The organism is Altererythrobacter sp. (assembly GCF_050299635.1).
GTDB lineage: Bacteria > Pseudomonadota > Alphaproteobacteria > Sphingomonadales > Sphingomonadaceae > Erythrobacter.
In genome coordinates, this window is the sequence record NZ_JBNKWF010000010.1 from 17,705 (window position 1) to 34,458 (window position 16,754).

Here is a 16,754-nt window from a genome sequence, read left to right on the forward strand (position 1 = left end):
CTCCGCCTAGCGCTTGTCGACCGGCACGTAATCGCGCTGCGTCGGGCCGGTGTAAAGCTGGCGCGGGCGACCGATGACCTGGCCGGGATCGGAGATCATCTCATTCCACTGCGCAACCCAGCCCACGGTGCGGGCAAGGGCGAACAGCGCGGTGAACATGGTGGTCGGGAAACCGATCGCGGAAAGAATGATGCCGGAATAGAAATCGACATTCGGGAACAGCTTCTTTTCCTTGAAGTAGTCGTCGTTGAGAGCGATTTCCTCAAGCTGCAGGGCAGTCTCGAACACCGGATCCTTGACCTTCAGCGCCTCGAACACTTCGCGCACGGTCTTTTGCATAACCGTCGCACGAGGATCGTAGTTCTTGTAGACGCGATGTCCGAAGCCCATCAGGCGGAACGGATCGTTCTTGTCCTTCGCGCGCTCGATATAGTGCGGAATCTTGTCGGGCGTACCGATCTCGCGCAGCATGTTGAGCGCAGCTTCATTGGCACCGCCGTGCGCCGGGCCCCACAGGCAGGCGATACCCGCCGACATGCAGGCGAAAGGATTGGCACCTGACGACCCGGCCAGGCGTACCGTGCTGGTGGACGCGTTCTGTTCGTGGTCGGCGTGAAGGATGAAGATGCGATCAAGCGCCCGCTCGACCTCGGGTACGATCTCATATTCCTCGGCCGGCACACCGAAAGTCATGCGCAGGAAATTGCCGGTGTAGCTAAGGGAGTTATCCGGCTGCATGAAAGGCTGCCCGATCGCATATTTGTAAGCCCAGGCCGCGATGGTCGGCATCTTGGCAATCAGTCGGTGACTGGAAATCTTGCGATGATGCGGATCGGAAATATCGGTGCTGTCATGGTAGAAAGCGGAAAGCGCGCCAACCACGCCGCACATCACCGCCATCGGGTGGGCATCGCGGCGGAAACCCTGATAGAACTGCCGCATCTGGTCATGCAGCATGGTGTGCCGTGTGATCGTATAGGTGAAGTCGTCCAGCTCGTCCTTTGAAGGCAGCTCGCCGTTCAGCAGCAGATAGCTGACTTCCATGAAGCTTGAATGCTCCGCCAGCTGCCCGATCGGATAGCCGCGGTGCAACAGGACACCTTCGTTTCCGTCGATATAGGTCAGCGCGCTTTCGCAGGAGGCGGTGGATTTGTAACCCGGATCGAAGGTGAAAGCGCCAGTCTGGCCGTACAGCTTCCGGATATCGACCACATCGGGGCCGGTGCTGCCTTCAAGGATTGGGAAATCATAGGACTGACCGCCCAGTTCCAGCTTCGCCTGCTTATCCGCCAAAGTTCGTCTCCTTAAACCTGTTGCTTGCGCTCAGCCCGCAGTCGCAGCTTGCGCGTCTAGCCGAGCAAGCGCCTCATCTCGTCCCAGCAGGACCAGAACATCGAAAATACCAGGCGAGGTCGTCGTCCCGGTAAGGGCTGCGCGCATGGGTTGCGCGAGCTTACCGAGGCCCAGTTCCAGTTCCTCGGCGATTGCTTTCGTAGTGGCTTCGAGTGCCTCGATTGTCCAGTGATTTTCGGCCTTCAAGCGCGCCGAAATCACCCCGAGCAGCTGCCTCGCATCGTCTGTCAGAAGATTTGCAGCCTTCTCGGTCAGTTCCAGCGGCCTTTGCTTGAACAGGAAGGCCGCTCCTTCCGCCAATTCGTCCATGTTGCGGGCACGCGTCTTGAGCACAGGCATGGCCTGAGCCAGCAAGCCGACATCCACTTCGCCTGCCATGCGCGGGGCGACAAGCCCTGCCAGGCGGGCATCGTCCGCTTCGCGGATGTAATGACCGTTGAGGTTTTCGAGCTTCTTCAGGTCGAAGCGCGAAGGGCTCTTTCCGACATGGTCGAGACCGAACAACGCAATTGCCTCATCGCGAGTAATTTCCTCTCGGTCGCCATGTCCCCAACCAAGCCTGAGCAAATAGTTGAACAGCGCCTCTGGAAGGATGCCCATTTCGTCGCGATAGGCTTCCACTCCAAGTGCGCCATGTCGCTTCGATAGCTTGGCGCCATCGCTGCCGTGAATCAGCGGGATATGGGCATAGATCGGATCGGGCCAATTGCCTTCGATCTGGTCCATTGCGCGGTAGATCGGAAGTTGCCGGAAGGCATTGTTCAAGTGATCGTCGCCGCGGATCACATGTGTCACACCCATGTCGTGATCGTCGACCACAACCGCCAACATGTATGTTGGCGTGCCATCCGCGCGCAGGATGATGTAATCGTCGAGTTCCGCATTGCGAACGGTGACCTTGCCCTGAACCTGATCCTCAATCGTGGTTTCACCATCATCGGGCGCCTTGAGCCGGACGACGAAGGGCGCACCCAGCGGCGCTTCCGAAGGATCGCGGTGCCGCCAACGACCGTCATAGCGCAGCGGCTGTTTGGCAGCGCGCTGTGCGGCGCGCATTTCCTCGAGTTCCTCGGGCGTGGCGAAGCACTTATAGGCATGTCCGGCCGCGAGAAGCTTCTCCGCCACCTCGACGTGGCGCGAACCGCGTTCCGTCTGGAAGACAGGATCCTCGTCAAAATCGAGGCCAAGCCAGTCGAGCCCGTCGATGATTGCGTCGATCGCTTCCTGAGTCGACCGTTTGCGGTCCGTATCTTCGATTCTCAGCAGGGCTTTGCCGCCGTTATGGCGCGCAAACAGCCAGTTGAACAGCGCGGTACGCGCGCCGCCAATGTGCAGGAATCCGGTAGGCGAGGGCGCAAATCGGGTGACGATTGTGCCACCGATTGGGCCGCTTTCGCTTGCCATAAGTCCTTCAATCCTTTCCAATAACCCCATGGCGACACGTCACGCGCCAGTGGGACCCGCAGGGGGCAACGCCGGGACCGGCGATGCTGCAGTGCAGCGCACTTGGCGCACTGGCGCTCGCTTGTCCAGTGCGGCGAGCGCAATCGAACAATTCCTCGACCAGGCGGGATTCGACCGTGCACCGTGGATGGTGGTGGGATTTGCCCTGGGAATTGCCGCCTGGTTCGTGCTTGCCGCACCCTGGCAATGGGGCATGGCGATCGGTGCAGGCTTGCTCGTCGCGCTTGCAGGCGCTTCATTGGGGAGCAGTGGATTCGCGCAAAACCATCTGCGCATGGCAGCCGTATCAGCAGGGCTGCTGTTTGCAGCAGGTGTCGCGGTCATATGGCTGAGATCCGAAACGGTCGGCGCAGAACCGATCGAGCGGCCCATGGTGGTTCCACTCCAGGGTTACGTCCTCGACCGTGACGACCAGCCTGCTCTCGACCGGATCCGCCTGACGCTTGCGATTCGAGATGCCGAGGCAGGCAAGGCACAAAAGGTCCGCGTCAACGTGCCCTTGGAGCATGCGAACGATGCGATCGCCGAAGGAGCCATCATCCGGTTGCGCGCGCGATTGATGCCCCCGGCGCCACCAATGCTGCCGGGAGCCTATAATTTTGCCCGTGCAGCATGGTTCCAGGGTCTTTCCGCCACTGGAGGTATGATCGGCGATATCGAAGTCGTGCGCCCGGCAGAACACAGGCAGGGGTGGCTTGCTAAAGTGCAACGGGCGCTTTCGCTCCACGTCCGCAACAAGTTGAGCGGGTCGCCCGGTACCATTGCGGCAGCCTTCGCCAGCGGCGATCGCGGCGGGATCAGCGAGGCGGACGATGACGCAATGCGCGATGCAGGGCTGACCCACCTGCTTTCAATCAGTGGGCTGCATGTGAGCGCCGTTATCGCCGCTGCCTATCTGCTCTCGCTCAAGCTGCTGGCGCTGTGGCCGGCACTTGCCCTGCGCGTCAGACTGCCGGTGGTGGCGGCAGTTGGCGGGGCGCTGGCGGGGATCGGATACACGCTGCTGACCGGATCGGAAGTGCCGACTGTGCGAAGTTGCATCGCTGCGCTGCTGGTCCTGGGAGCGCTGGCGCTCGGACGCGAGGCATTATCGCTGCGAATGGTGGCAGTTGCTGCCTTCTGTGTGCTGCTGCTGTGGCCCGAATCGCTCATCGGGCCGAGCTTCCAGATGAGCTTCGCTGCCGTTCTCGCTATCGTCGCCTTGCACAATTCGGGGCCTGTTCGCACCTTTCTGGAGCCGCATGACGAGGGCTGGGCAGGCTGGCTTGTAAGGCGCGGGACAATGCTGCTCGTCACGGGATTGGTGATCGAAATCGCGCTGATGCCGATTGTGCTGTTCCACTTCCACCGGGCAGGTGTCTACGGCGCGCTGGCGAATGTCGTCGCGATCCCGCTCGTCACATTCGTTTCCATGCCACTGGTCGCTCTGGCGCTACTGCTCGACACTGTCGGAATCGGAGCGCCAATATGGTGGCTGGTGGGCAAGTCGCTCGAACTGCTGCTGGCCATCGCGCATTTCACTGCCGCACAGCCTGGCGCGGTCAAGCTGATGCCGCAGATGAGCGGGCTCACCTTCGCCTTGTTCATCGGAAGCGGTTTGTGGCTCGCTCTGTGGCGGGGGCGGCGCAGGCTGTTGAGCCTGGTTCCTGCCGCTATTGCCACAATTATGCTGCTGATGACGCCAGTTCCGGATGTCCTCATTTCCGGCGATGGGCGGCATGTGGGCATCACCATGGATGGAGAGCGTCTGGTATCACTTCGCGAAAGCCGTTCGAACTACGCCAGCGAGAATCTGCTCGAATTGGCAGGTGTCGAGGGTGATCCGATCATGATCGAGGATTGGCCCGGCGCGCATTGCAGCCCTGAATTTTGCATTCTGGGAATAGAGCGTGGTGGACGCAGATGGACCGTTTTGATGGCACGCAACAAGATCAGGGTCGAAGAGCGCGCCCTGGCCGCTGCATGCGAACGGTCCGACATCGTGATTGCCGACCGCTGGCTGCCATCCTCATGCCGTCCGCGATGGCTCAAGGCAGACAGGGATTTGCTGGAACGCACCGGCGGACTCGCCATCGTGCTGGAGAAGCATGAAATCCATACGGTCGCGTCGGCACAGGGTGAGCATGGCTGGTGGCGCGGGGAAGACTAGTGCTTACGCCCGAGACCGCTCAGTGATAGCGGCGCAACAGCCCAGCCAGCTTACCCTGAACCACAACTTCATGCGGATCGTAGATCTGTGGATCATACATACCGTTTGCCGGGTCGAGCCGAACCTTGCCGTTTTCACGGCGCAGATATTTGAGCGTGGCTTCCTCGTTCCGCACCAGCGCAACGACAATCTCCCCGTCACGCGCGGTATCGGTGCGACGGACCAGCGCGTAATCGCCATCGAAAATACCCGCTTCGATCATCGAATCGCCCGAAACTTCCAACGCATAGTGATCCCCGGGGCCGAGCAGAGCCGCAGGAACCGGCATCGATGTTTGCCCTTCGAGCGCTTCGATCGGCGCACCGGCAGCGATCCGGCCATGGAGCGGTATCTCGATCACGTCGTTGGCCGGTTCGGGAGCTGCAGGGGCAGGCGAGACCGCCCGGGCAACCGCATCATTGGTTGGCAGGCTACGTCCCGCAGGAGTCACATCTTCCGGTTGCTTGATGACTTCAAGCGCGCGAGCGCGATTGGGCAGGCGGCGGATGAAACCACGTTCCTCCAGAGCGGAAATGAGGCGATGAACGCCCGACTTGCTCTTGAGATCCAGCGCTTCCTTCATCTCTTCGAACGAGGGGGAAATGCCCGTTTCCTCCAGACGTTGCTGGATAAAGCGGATCAATTCGTGCTGCTTTGCCGTCAGCATGGCGAAAACCTCCTCTGGTCGCCCCAGGTCGCTGTTCCATTCGCCCATAATTAAGGTGAACGAATGCGGAACAATTAGGCAACAAGAATCGCCAAGTCAAGCAATTCCGCCATTTTTGAACAGCTATCGAACTTTGGGCCTGGCAGGGGTGTGATGTTCAATCCGGGGCAGCCGGCTTACGCTGCAGGGTCGGCCTCTGCGTGCCAATGGCCCGATTTGCCGCCCAATTTCTCGAGCAGGCGCACCTCTTCGATCACCATGCCCTTATCGAGCGCCTTGGCCATGTCATAGACGGTGAGGAGCGCGGTTGAAGCGGCAACCATCGCTTCCATCTCAACCCCGGTCTTGCCAGTCAGCGATGCCGTGGCGGTCACGCGGACGCCTGTATCCTCGAAGGCGAAGTCGATATCCACCGCATCGAGGCCGAGCGGGTGGCATAGTGGGATAAGTTCGGCGGTTCTTTTCGCCGCCATGATCGCGGCGATACGCGCGGTGCCGAGCACATCGCCCTTGGGCGCATCGCCCGCCTTGATCGCGGCGAGCGCATCATCGCTCATCCGGATGAAACCGCCCGCAATCGCCTTGCGCAAGGTTTCCGGCTTGCCGCCGACATCGACCATATGGGCGGCACCGGTTTCGTCGAGGTGGGTAAGTCGCTTGCTCATAGGTTTTTCAGTACCTTACGCGAATCAATTCCTACAGGATGGAACACATGGAACACTGTTCTAAGACCAAAAAGTCTGCCGCTTGGAGATAGACTGCAATTGGCGGATCGGGCAGGAAAAACCGGGCAGATCATGCAACATGCTATGCCGCAAAGTTGCGTGGTAGGACAGACTATCCTTCAAGCAGTGCCCGGGTCGCCGCCTCGACGTCATCCTGCCGCATCAGGCTCTCACCGACAAGGAATGTCCGCACGCCGCAGCGCGAGAGCCGCTGGCAATCGCCATGGCTGTTGATCCCGCTCTCGCCGACCAGCAGCGCACCCTCGGGCGCCAGCGGCGCAAGCCGCTCGGTCGTCGCAAGATCGGTCCTGAAGGTCTTGAGATCGCGATTGTTGACCCCGATCAGGCGCGAGCGAAGCTGTGTAGCGCACTCCATCTCGGCTTCGTCATGCACTTCGACCAGCACATCCATGCCCAGTTCGCGCGCCGCAGCCTCGATTTCCAGCATCGCGCCATCGTCCAGTGCGGCGACGATGATCAGGATCGCGTCCGCTCCCATCGCGCGCGCCTCCGCGCATTGCCATGGATCGACCATGAAATCCTTGCGCAAAGCGGGCAGCGTGCAGGCCGCGCGCGCCGCAACCAGATAATCGGCATGGCCCTGAAAATAGGGCTCGTCGGTCAGCACAGATAGGCAACTCGCGCCGCCCGCCTGATAGGCGCGAGCATGGTCTGCCGGTTTGAAATCGGCGCGAATCAGACCCTTCGAAGGGGAAGCCTTCTTGATCTCGGCAATCAGGCCGAAGCCGGTTTCGCTTGCCTTGCGCAGGGCAGCTTCGAACCCGCGCGGCACGCTCTGTTCGCTGGCCCTGGCGACCAGATCAGCAAAGGAAGCTGCTGACTTGCGCGCAGCAACCTCTTCGCGCTTTGCGGCGCAGATTTCGTCCAGCTTGTTCATGGCAGCAAGCTCACTTCGCCAGCTCGATCCAGCGTTGCAGCAGATCAGCCGCATTGCCGCTGTCGAGCGCTTCGGCGGCCATCGCCGCGCCTTCGTGCCAATCTTCGGTCCTGCCTGCGACGATCAATGCAGCCGCCGCATTGAACTTGACCGTTTCGCGATAGGCGCCCGGTTCGCCCGCCAGAAGGGCGGCCAGCGCCTTTGCATTATGCGCCGGATCGCCGCCACGGATTGCTTCGAGCGGTGCGTGCTCCAGCCCGGCCATGGTTGCATCCACGCGCTGCATGGCGAACTCGTGCCCCGTCACATTGGCCAGTTCGTTACCGCCTGCCAGGCTTAGCTCGTCCAGCCCCTCGTCGCCCGATACGATGAAGGTGCGATCAGTTCCAAGCCGCGCTGCCGCATCGCCATAGATCGAGACGTAGCCGGGGCGGGCTATACCAATCAGCTGACGGCGTACTCCCACCGGATTCGAGAGCGGACCCATCAGGTTGAAGATCGTCCGGCGACCGAGTTTCTTGCGGATTGGCTGTATCCGTACCATCGCCGGGTGGTGGTTGGGTGCAAACAGGAAGCAGATGCCGATTTCGGCCAGTGTCTTTTCCGCAGTGCGCCCGGCTGCGGCCATGTCGAGCCCAAGCACTTCCAGCGTGTCTGCCACGCCTGAAAGCGATGAAATCGCCCTGTTGCCGTGGCGGGCGACCGGCACGCCGCATGCCGCGACAACCAGCCCCACCGCGGTCGATACGTTCAGCGTGTGGTGCCCATCGCCGCCAGTGCCGCATACGTCGATCGCATTGGCAGGCCCCGCCACAGGGATATAGCGAGCACGCAGCGCGCGGGCGGCCCCGGCTATTTCGTCCGCCGTTTCGCTACGCTCGGTCATTTCGACCAGGAAGCGCGCGATCTCGTCTTCGCTGGTTTCGCCATCGAGTATCCAGCCGAAAACCTCCTCGGCCTCAGCCTCGGTCAGGTGCACACGAGCGTCAGGCAGCGTCTTCATACCTGTTCGACAGCCTCCATGCCGCACATCCTGAGGAAATTCGCCAGCAGCGCATGTCCATGTTCGGTCGCAATGCTTTCCGGATGGAACTGTACGCCGTGGATTGGCAAGTCGCGGTGGCGGAAGCCCATGGTGTAGCCATCGTCCGAAGTCGCATTGACGAGTAGCTCATCGGGCTGATTCTGTACCACCAGGCTGTGATAGCGCGTGGCAATGAAGGGGGAGGGCAGGCCAGCAAACACGCCCGTCCCATCATGCGTGACCGGCGAAGTCTTGCCATGCATCAGCCCGCCACGCTCGACTGTTCCGCCAAAATGCTGGCCAATCGATTGATGACCCAGACACACGCCCAGCAGCGGTTTTTCCGCATCGGCGCAGGCGGCCACCAGATCCAGGCTCACGCCCGCTTCATTGGGCGTACAGGGGCCGGGCGAGATGAGGAAACCGGCGGCATTGGTCGCCAGTGCCTCGTTTGCCGTCAGCGCATCGTTGCGCTCGACACGCACCTCGGCACCCAGCTCCATCAGATAATGGACCAGGTTGAAGGTGAAGCTGTCATAATTGTCGATGACGAGGATCATTCTGCTTCCACTTCCTCGCGGTTGGTTACCACCAGCAAGGGACCGATCGATACTCCCGTATCGAGCCGTTCAGCCAGCGGGTCCCACAGTTCCGAGACATTACCATCGAGGAACAGCGCATTGGGTGTCTCGAGTTCGTCGCGGAAATAGCGCGCGAGCTGGCCGAAGCTCAATGGCGCATCCGAAATGACGAAATGCGCGCGGCCCTGCTTGTCGACGCCAACCCCGTTGCGAATCGCTTTGGACGGGCCGTCATCCTGGATTTCCGGGTGGAGCTTGCCATCGATCACAAGCATCGGGCCCGATTGCGTACCGAATTGGGGGCGGTCGCCGACCGAGTGATAGAAATTGTCAGCCGTCCTGATCTCCCACTTGCCATCTGTGCCATAGAACACACCGTTGGGCTTGAGATGGAAGTTGCCCGGTCCGTCATTGCGGTTGAGCTCCTGCAAGCGCTCGCTGTCTTCGACGTAATATCCGATCGGCTCACCAGCCCCGTCATACATGCCGCCATTCATGGCGAAAGCTATGTTGACCGCATCGTCGCCGAGAGATTTCGCATAGGCACTAAGCGAACGGTAAGGCTGCCCCTCGGCACCGTTCAGTGCCGTGTGGATGCGATGCTTTTCGGGATCGGCCACGCAATGGGTCAGCGGCACATCCTCAAACTTGACATGTTCGCAGGGAGAGAGCGCCTTGCGAGCCGCTGCCATCTCCTCCGAACCCTTGCCGATTTCGGTGCGGATCACCGGCTCGCCGGCTTTCGGATCGCCGCAAGCAGACAGGGCGGCCAGAAGTGTGAGTGCAGCCAATCGCTTCATTGTCCAAATCCCGGTTCGCCCGCGACACGCACCGCCTCGCGTGCGGCGGCGATCAACGCACCAGCCTTGGCCTTGCATTCGTTGAGCTCGTAATCGGGATCGCTGTCGGCCACGATGCCGGCGCCTGCCTGAACATGCATCATGCCGTCCTTCACCACGGCGGTGCGCAGCACGATGCAGCTATCGACCGATCCGTCCGGTGCGAAATAGCCGACGCCCCCGGCATAGGCCCCGCGCGTTTCAGGCTCCAGTTCGGCGATGATCTCGCAAGCCCTGATCTTGGGCGCGCCGCTGACCGTACCTGCGGGAAATCCGGCGAACAGAGCATCGAGCGCGTCGTGCTCGGGAGCCAGTTCGCCCACTACATTGCTGACGATATGCATGACGTGGCTGTAGCGTTCGATGGTGAAGCTGTCAGTTACCCGCACGCTGCCCCGTGCCGAAACCCGGCCGACATCGTTACGCCCGAGGTCGAGCAACATGAGGTGTTCGGCGCATTCCTTGGGGTCGACCAGCAAGCCTTGCTCATTCGCCCGGTCCTCTTCGGGGGAGGCCCCACGCGGGCGGGTTCCAGCAATCGGACGGATGGTGATTTCCGCACGCCCTTCGCTATCCGGGCGCACCCGCACCAGAATCTCGGGGCTCGAGCCGACCACGGCGAAACCAGGCAGGTCGAGGAAATAGAGGAAAGGCGAAGGGTTCACGCGCCGCAGCGCGCGATAGAGCGAGATGGGCGCGAGCGGGAAGGGGCAGGTGAAACGCTGAGCCAGCACGACCTGGAAGATATCGCCCGCCGTGATGTAGTCCTTCGCGCGCGCCACCATCGCCTTATAGTCGTCGCCTGCCATTACCGGGGCGAGCGCGAGATCCGGCAGCGACGCATCGCGCTCCGGTTCGACCAGCCGCGTCGAAAGGTCGCGCAGTGTTTCGTCGATACGCTCGCCCGCGCGCTCGATCGCTGCATCTGGATCGCCCGATCCCGCCCAGACAGGCGCAATGCAGAAGAGCTCGTCGCTCAAACCATCGAACACCAGAATCAGGCGCGGACGGACAAACAGCATGTCGGGCAGTGCGAGTTCGCTTTCGGGCGCACGCGGTAGCTTCTCGACCAGGCCAATCGTCTCATAGCCGAAATAGCCCACCAGACAGGCGAGGGCCGGTGGCAGCTCGGAAGGCGTGTCGATCCGGCACTCGGCCACTAGCGCACGCAGCTCTTCCAGACTGTCGCCCGCACAGGGATCGAATGCGTCGCGGTCAAGCTTCCACTGGCGGTTGATCTCGGCGGAATGGGCAGAAGCGCGAAACACCAGATCGGGATCCAGCCCAAGCAGGCTGTAACGCCCGCGCACTTCGCCGCCTTCGACCGATTCGAGCAAGAAGTCGCCGCGGCCCGGCTCGATCAGCTTGGCTGCGGCGCCGACAGGGGTTTCCGTATCGGCCACGACCCGGCGCCAGACAAGCGCGGGCTTGCCGTCACGCAGAAGGCGCGCGGCCGCATCCGCATTTTCAGGAGCAAGCGTAGTCAGCTCAGGCCCCCTCAATTCTCACCGGTCAACTGTTTGCGAACGGCCTGGATTGCGCTGTCATTGCGCTCGACGCCCAGCTCATCGCGCATGGCAGCGACCAACTGGTCCGAATATTCCTGCGTCGCGGTCGCTTCGAGCTGGCGCTTGGCAGATGCAACAATGGGATCGTCGTCCGCCAGTTCCCCCACGGAGATTTCGTCAAGATCGACCAGGAACCAACCAAGATCATTGGGGGCTTCAAGGCGCTTGGACGTTCCTTCGGCCATGCTGAACAGCAGCGCGAGAGGCGCGGGCACTTGTCCGTTTTGGGCCGCGGCAAGCTGCTCACGGGTCAGGTCCACATTTTCGGCGGGAGGAAGTGGCTTCTCTTCCTGCCTCACCGACGCAGCCAGAGTGGCAACAGGCTCGTCACCGCCAAGCCGGCCAATGATACGGTCGGCTGCCTCGCGCGCCAGTCGCGATCCTTCCGAAAGCCGCCATGCCGCTATCACCTGATCCTTGATGTCACTGAGCGGCGCGGAGGCCGAGGGCGTGATCTCACCAACTTCGAATATCAGGAAGGTCTGTCCGCGCACGACTTCGGCCAGCTGCGGCTCACCTTCGCGCATCTGGAACGCGGTTTCCACCGTGCCGCTCAATTCCGGAGGTACACCCTGGCCAGGCTGACCATAAACCCGGCCATCCGCAGTCAGCGCAGGCGTAGTAGAGACCTTGACACCCAATTGCTCGGCGACTTCGCTCATGGGAGCGCCTTCGTCGATCTGTTCCTCGACCCGCGCGCTGAGATCGGCGAGGGCAGCAATGCGCTTCTCCTCCAACAGGGCAGTGCGGATATCACCGCTCACCTGCGCCAAGGTCTTGGCCGGGGTCCGATCGATCTTGTCGATGCGCACGATATGCCAGCCAAGTCCGCTGCGGGCAGGGGCGGCGATTGCGCCACGCTCTGCCTCGAACACGGATTTGGCCACCGCAGCGCTCGACGAATCTTCATAATCCGATTGCGAGACCGGACCGATCGAAGTGGTGCTGAAACCGGCTTCGCGGGCGACGGTTTCCATCGAGGCGCCTGCGGCAATTCTGTCCCGCAGGGTATTGGCAGCGTCCTGAGTCGGTACGATCAGCTGCGTCAGCGTGCGGGTTTCCTTGGCCGCATATTCGCTGGCATCGCGCTTGAAGCGCGCCGCGATTTCGGCTTCGGTCGGCTCGACGCTTTCGTCCAGGCTTCCGATTCCAAAGCTCGCATAGCGGATCGTGCGCCGCTCGGGCCGGATGTAGCGCGCACGATTCTCATCGTAAAACGCCTTGAGCTGTTCGTCTGTCGGATCATCCTTGGGAGCAAAGGCCGCGCTCGGAACCAGGGCGATCGCGCCCTTGCGGCGTTCGCGCAGGAGAGCGGCATAATGCTTCGCGATCTTGGTCGGAAGGCGAACACCCGAAACCGCAGGATCGATCATCTGCTGTTGCAGCAACGAATCGCGCAGGTCGCCGCGCACCATGGCGTCCGTTAAACCTTGTTGCGCAAGCACCTGGCGATAGGCGTCCTGGCTGAAGTTGCCATCTGCCCCCAGGAACGCAGAAATCTTCAGGATCTCGCTATTCACCAGATTGTCGCCGGCACGCAGGCCATGTTCTTGCGCATAGTTGCCCACGGCATAGCGGCTGATCAACTGGTCGAGCACTTCCTCGAGGCCACCCTGCTCGACAAAAGCCTTCATCGACAGAGTAGGGTCATCCTGACGCAAACGGTCAAGCGCCGAAGTTGTGCGATTGGCGAGGTCCGCCGTGCCGACCTTCTGATCCCCGACGACAGCCACGCGGTCACCCCCTGAAACTCCACCGAAAGTGGCGTTTCCGGAGATATCCATGCTGGCAAATGCCAGCGCGATCAGCCCGAGGAAAGCCAAAGTGATGGCGAGGCCCAGCTTGGACGAGAAAAACCTGCGAAAAATTTGGATCATGGATTGGCCGAACTTCCGAATTTGCGCCGGACAAGCGCGAAAAGGCGAATTTGTGCGTGCGCTTTATCGGCCCTGCGACCTCGCGGCAACAGGTCACATACGGTTTTGACTGTAAGCCCAAGGTCGGCTAGCGGACCCAGCCCCTCACGCCCTATATCCAAGGGCAAGATTCGTTTTCACGTCAGGAATAGATGCATGGCCCAGCGGCCCTACATTGTCGGAAACTGGAAAATGCACGGTACACGTGCGATGCTTTCTGAAGCGCGCGCTATCGATCGTGCCGCACAACGCAACATGAAGGTCGAGGTTGCGATTGCCCCGCCTTTCACGCTGATCCACGCCGCCCATCGTGAGGCCGAGCAGATCGGTATCGGGGCGCAGGATTGCCATCACTCGGAAGATGGCGCTTTCACCGGCGATATCTCGGCCTCGATGCTGGCCGATGCCGGCGCTAAATTTACCATCCTTGGCCATAGCGAGCGCCGCGAAGGCCATGGCGAGAGCAACGAGCTGGTCAAGGCCAAGGCCGAATCCGCTCTGGCTGCCGGCCTGCGCGTAATCATGTGTTGCGGTGAAAGCGATGCGACCCGCCAGAAGGGCAAGGCCGAAAAGTTCGTGACCGACCAGTTGCGCGCTTCCTTGCCGCAATTCACCAATGCAGCTGAACAGCTCACCATCGCTTACGAGCCAATCTGGGCTATCGGGACCGGCAACACCGCAACTGCGGAAGACGTCTCGGCCATGCACAAGGCCATCCGTGCGCTGCTGGTCGAATTGTTCGGCGAAGAGCAGGGCAGCGAGGTTCGCATCCTTTATGGTGGCTCGGTCAAGCCCGAGAACGCCCGCGAACTGCTGGGCGCCGAGGAAGTGGGCGGTGCGCTTGTGGGAGGGGCAAGCCTTACCGCAGACAGCTTCATGGGAATCGCCCTGGCCGCCGCAGAGGCGGGCGAAGTCTGATCCTGCGGACTCAGGGAAGGCATCGCCCCTTGTCCTGAACCCGCGCCGCGCCTACATGCGCGTCACCAATTTGCTCGAGTAACAAACCATGTCGCTTTTCCTCTTTCTCACCGTTGTCCAGGCGATCGTCGCCGCCGCGCTGGTCGGGGTCATCCTGATGCAGCGTTCGGAAGGTGGTGGTCTCGGTATCGGTGGAAGCCCCGGCGGCTTGATGGGCGCACGCGGAGCGGCCGATTTTCTCACCCGCACGACCAAGTGGCTGGCTGTGGCGTTCGTCGCACTGTCGATCCTTCTTGCCGCCGTGGCGGTGGAGACGACCGGCGCTGACGAAATCAGCTCGACACTCGATCGCGAAGTGGCACCGGCCGATCCGCTGGGCGGCGCAGTCGAGCCACAGCCAGGACAAGCCCCGGCACCGGATGCGCCTGCGCCAGCCACCAGCGACGATCCGCTCGCCGGGCAGACCGAATAGGTCCAATTCCATCTTCGCTGTGGATTGCGGACATGCCGCGATCCCAATTTGCTTGCACCGAATCCAATTCAAGGCTTAAGGCCCGACTCCCATGGCGCGGTATATTTTCATCACCGGCGGCGTGGTCTCCTCGCTCGGCAAAGGTCTCATGGCGGCATCGCTTGCTGCCCTCCTGCAGGCGCGTGGCTACAAGGTCCGCATCCGTAAGTTCGATCCCTATCTGAATGTCGATCCGGGCACGATGAGCCCGTATCAGCATGGCGAGGTCTATGTGACCGACGACGGGGCCGAAACCGATCTCGATCTCGGCCATTACGAGCGCTTTACCGGCGTATCGGCGCGGCAGAGCGACAACATTACCTCGGGCCGAGTCTATCGCGACATTATCGCGAAGGAACGGCGCGGCGATTATCTCGGTGCGACGGTCCAGGTGATTCCGCATGTGACCGACGCGATCAAGCAGTTCGCGCTCGACGACCAGGACGATCACGATTTCATCCTGTGCGAGATTGGCGGCACGGTGGGCGACATCGAATCGCTGCCCTTCATGGAAGCGATTCGGCAGCTCAGGAACGAGCTTGAGCCTGATCAGACGGTATCCGTCCATGTCACGCTGGTGCCCTATATCGCCGCCGCAGGCGAGTTGAAGACCAAGCCCACGCAGCACTCCGTGCGCGAGCTGGCGAGCCTGGGCATCAAGCCCGATGTCCTGCTGTGCCGCTGCGAGCATCCGCTGCCCGATGGCGAGCGGCGCAAGATTGCACAGTTCTGCAACGTGCGTGCCGAATCGGTCATTCCCGCACTCGATGCGCCCTCGATCTATTCGGTGCCGCAGCAATATCATGCCGAGGGTCTGGACGCGGAGGTTCTGCGTGCATTCGGCATCAAGGATGCTCCGAAACCCGATCTTGCCGCATGGGAAGACGTGACCGACCGCTACTTCCACCCAGAAGGTGAAGTGACAATCGGCGTGGTTGGCAAATATGTCGGGCTGCCCGATGCCTACAAGTCGCTCAACGAAGCGCTGATCCATGGTGGCCTGGCGAACCGGGTGAAGGTCAACATTCGCTGGATCGATGCGGAGATTTTCGAAGAGGACGATTCGGACATCGCCGCCAAGCTTGAACCGATGCACGGCATCCTGGTGCCGGGCGGGTTCGGCGAACGTGGCAGCGAAGGCAAGATTGCAAGCGTACGATTCGCCCGCGAGCGCAAGGTGCCCTTCTTCGGCATTTGCCTGGGAATGCAGATGGCCTGCATCGAAGGGGCGAGGGAGGCCGGGTACGAAAAGGCTTCTTCCACCGAGTTCGGTGAAACGAGCGAGCCGGTGGTCGGCATCATCACCGAATGGATGAGTGAAGAGGGATTGCAGCAGCGCGAAGCGGGCGGCGATCTGGGCGGCACGATGCGGCTTGGGGCCTACGAAGCCAGGCTCTCGCCCAATAGCCATGTCTCGCAGATCTACGGTGGAGAAACTGCGATCTCCGAACGGCATCGCCACCGCTATGAAGTCAACGGCGCCTATATCGATCCATTGGAGAAGCAGGGCCTCGTATTCTCGGGCATGTCGCCCGATGGCCTCCTCCCGGAAATCGTCGAGCGGCCCGACCATCCCTGGTTCGTCGGCGTTCAGTTCCACCCGGAGCTGAAGTCGAAGCCATTTGATCCACATCCGCTGTTTGCCGGGTTTATTGCCGCAGCGCTGGAGCAGTCGCGGCTGTTCTAAGGTCAAGGCCCAAGCGCGGATAGGAGTGAGCAAGCGCAGCTAGCCCGCTCGTCCGGCTGCGTTTTTGCGGATTCGCGGTGCGCTGGCGAAGGTAATTCTCCGTCGCTGGATCGCCGCTCACCGTCACATAATTGCGATTTGCGCAATATTGTGGCGCGTTTTTACAAGTTTCGCGTTTTTTCCTTGCGCCTACAGGCGTTTTCCCCGTAACTCTCTGCATCGCCCTTAGGTTTTCCTAAAGGGCTGGTGGGGCAGCAGAGTTGCATTACATTATTATGGACGGCGCCATTGGCGCGTCCGATCGAGCTCGCACCGGAATCCTCCGTCTTCAGCGACCCGGACGGAGGCTTCCGGTCGAGGCGACTTAAAGGTCGCGGGGGCGGACCTAGATCCGCCCCCAATTTGATTCAGCTTA

At 61.4% G+C, this 16,754-nt stretch carries 14 protein-coding genes; 4 read left to right on the plus strand and 10 right to left on the minus strand.

Annotated elements, in window-relative coordinates:
* Positions 1-6: 6 nt before the first annotated feature.
* A complete protein-coding gene (locus tag ACQY6C_RS07120; protein ID WP_427966760.1) occupies positions 7-1,293 on the minus strand; it encodes a citrate synthase in 1,287 nt (428 codons plus the stop codon).
* Between the two features lie 30 nt (positions 1,294-1,323).
* Entirely contained in the window at positions 1,324-2,757 is a 1,434-nt protein-coding gene (gene gltX / locus ACQY6C_RS07125; RefSeq protein ID WP_427966763.1) for a glutamate--tRNA ligase, read from the minus strand.
* 28 nt (positions 2,758-2,785) lie between these two features.
* On the opposite strand from gltX, the gene ACQY6C_RS07130 reads away from it, so the two are divergent.
* Positions 2,786-4,966, plus strand: a complete 2,181-nt coding sequence (locus ACQY6C_RS07130; protein WP_427966766.1) for a ComEC/Rec2 family competence protein — start codon at positions 2,786-2,788, stop codon at positions 4,964-4,966.
* Positions 4,967-4,985: 19 nt separating this feature from the next.
* On the opposite strand, the gene lexA is transcribed toward ACQY6C_RS07130, so the two are convergent.
* From lexA to ACQY6C_RS07170, 8 genes are all read right to left on the minus strand, one after another.
* Positions 4,986-5,672: a transcriptional repressor LexA gene (lexA, locus tag ACQY6C_RS07135; protein WP_427966988.1), complete on the minus strand. Its 687-nt coding sequence runs from the start codon at positions 5,670-5,672 to the stop codon at positions 4,986-4,988.
* A 176-nt stretch (positions 5,673-5,848) separates the two neighbouring features.
* The gene (gene moaC, locus ACQY6C_RS07140) at positions 5,849-6,337 is read right to left on the minus strand and encodes a cyclic pyranopterin monophosphate synthase MoaC (RefSeq protein WP_427966769.1); all 489 of its coding nucleotides are present in this window, start codon (positions 6,335-6,337) and stop codon (positions 5,849-5,851) included.
* A 172-nt stretch (positions 6,338-6,509) separates the two neighbouring features.
* Positions 6,510-7,295, minus strand: a complete 786-nt coding sequence (trpC, locus tag ACQY6C_RS07145) for an indole-3-glycerol phosphate synthase TrpC (protein ID WP_427966772.1) — start codon at positions 7,293-7,295, stop codon at positions 6,510-6,512.
* A 10-nt stretch (positions 7,296-7,305) separates the two neighbouring features.
* Complete coding sequence (gene trpD, locus ACQY6C_RS07150) at positions 7,306-8,298, minus strand: anthranilate phosphoribosyltransferase (RefSeq protein ID WP_427966775.1); 993 nt, start codon at positions 8,296-8,298, stop codon at positions 7,306-7,308.
* Positions 8,295-8,879: an anthranilate synthase component II gene (locus tag ACQY6C_RS07155; RefSeq protein ID WP_427966778.1), complete on the minus strand. Its 585-nt coding sequence runs from the start codon at positions 8,877-8,879 to the stop codon at positions 8,295-8,297. Before ACQY6C_RS07155 ends, trpD begins: the two co-directional genes overlap by 4 nt.
* On the minus strand, positions 8,876-9,700 hold the full coding sequence (locus ACQY6C_RS07160; RefSeq protein ID WP_427966781.1) for a phosphodiester glycosidase family protein: 825 nt from the start codon (positions 9,698-9,700) through the stop codon (positions 8,876-8,878). Before ACQY6C_RS07160 ends, ACQY6C_RS07155 begins: the two co-directional genes overlap by 4 nt.
* Complete coding sequence (gene trpE / locus ACQY6C_RS07165; RefSeq protein ID WP_427966991.1) at positions 9,697-11,226, minus strand: anthranilate synthase component I; 1,530 nt, start codon at positions 11,224-11,226, stop codon at positions 9,697-9,699. The genes ACQY6C_RS07160 and trpE overlap by 4 nt, the downstream gene beginning before the upstream one ends.
* Before the next feature lie 11 nt (positions 11,227-11,237).
* On the minus strand, positions 11,238-13,184 hold the full coding sequence (locus tag ACQY6C_RS07170; RefSeq protein ID WP_427966784.1) for a SurA N-terminal domain-containing protein: 1,947 nt from the start codon (positions 13,182-13,184) through the stop codon (positions 11,238-11,240).
* Positions 13,185-13,379: 195 nt separating this feature from the next.
* Between ACQY6C_RS07170 and tpiA the strand changes: the two genes are divergently transcribed.
* The 3 genes from tpiA (at position 13,380) to ACQY6C_RS07185 (ending at position 16,339) form a co-directional block, all read left to right on the plus strand.
* On the plus strand, positions 13,380-14,141 hold the full coding sequence (gene tpiA / locus ACQY6C_RS07175) for a triose-phosphate isomerase (protein ID WP_427966786.1): 762 nt from the start codon (positions 13,380-13,382) through the stop codon (positions 14,139-14,141).
* Between the two features lie 88 nt (positions 14,142-14,229).
* On the plus strand, positions 14,230-14,613 hold the full coding sequence (gene secG / locus ACQY6C_RS07180; RefSeq protein WP_427966789.1) for a preprotein translocase subunit SecG: 384 nt from the start codon (positions 14,230-14,232) through the stop codon (positions 14,611-14,613).
* A gap of 91 nt (positions 14,614-14,704) precedes the next feature.
* Complete coding sequence (locus ACQY6C_RS07185) at positions 14,705-16,339, plus strand: CTP synthase (protein ID WP_427966792.1); 1,635 nt, start codon at positions 14,705-14,707, stop codon at positions 16,337-16,339.
* The last annotated feature ends 415 nt before the right edge of the window (positions 16,340-16,754 follow it).

Coding starts and splice junctions, on each gene's coding strand:
- gltX (WP_427966763.1), bottom strand. CDS start 2,757: ATGGCAAGCGAAAGCGGCCCAATCGGTGGCACAATCGTCACCCGATTT.
- ACQY6C_RS07130 (WP_427966766.1), top strand. CDS start 2,786: ATGGCGACACGTCACGCGCCAGTGGGACCCGCAGGGGGCAACGCCGGG.
- lexA (WP_427966988.1), bottom strand. CDS start 5,672: ATGCTGACGGCAAAGCAGCACGAATTGATCCGCTTTATCCAGCAACGT.
- moaC (WP_427966769.1), bottom strand. CDS start 6,337: ATGAGCAAGCGACTTACCCACCTCGACGAAACCGGTGCCGCCCATATG.
- trpC (WP_427966772.1), bottom strand. CDS start 7,295: ATGAACAAGCTGGACGAAATCTGCGCCGCAAAGCGCGAAGAGGTTGCT.
- trpD (WP_427966775.1), bottom strand. CDS start 8,298: ATGAAGACGCTGCCTGACGCTCGTGTGCACCTGACCGAGGCTGAGGCC.
- ACQY6C_RS07155 (WP_427966778.1), bottom strand. CDS start 8,879: ATGATCCTCGTCATCGACAATTATGACAGCTTCACCTTCAACCTGGTC.
- ACQY6C_RS07160 (WP_427966781.1), bottom strand. CDS start 9,700: ATGAAGCGATTGGCTGCACTCACACTTCTGGCCGCCCTGTCTGCTTGC.
- ACQY6C_RS07170 (WP_427966784.1), bottom strand. CDS start 13,184: ATGATCCAAATTTTTCGCAGGTTTTTCTCGTCCAAGCTGGGCCTCGCC.
- tpiA (WP_427966786.1), top strand. CDS start 13,380: ATGGCCCAGCGGCCCTACATTGTCGGAAACTGGAAAATGCACGGTACA.
- secG (WP_427966789.1), top strand. CDS start 14,230: ATGTCGCTTTTCCTCTTTCTCACCGTTGTCCAGGCGATCGTCGCCGCC.
- ACQY6C_RS07185 (WP_427966792.1), top strand. CDS start 14,705: ATGGCGCGGTATATTTTCATCACCGGCGGCGTGGTCTCCTCGCTCGGC.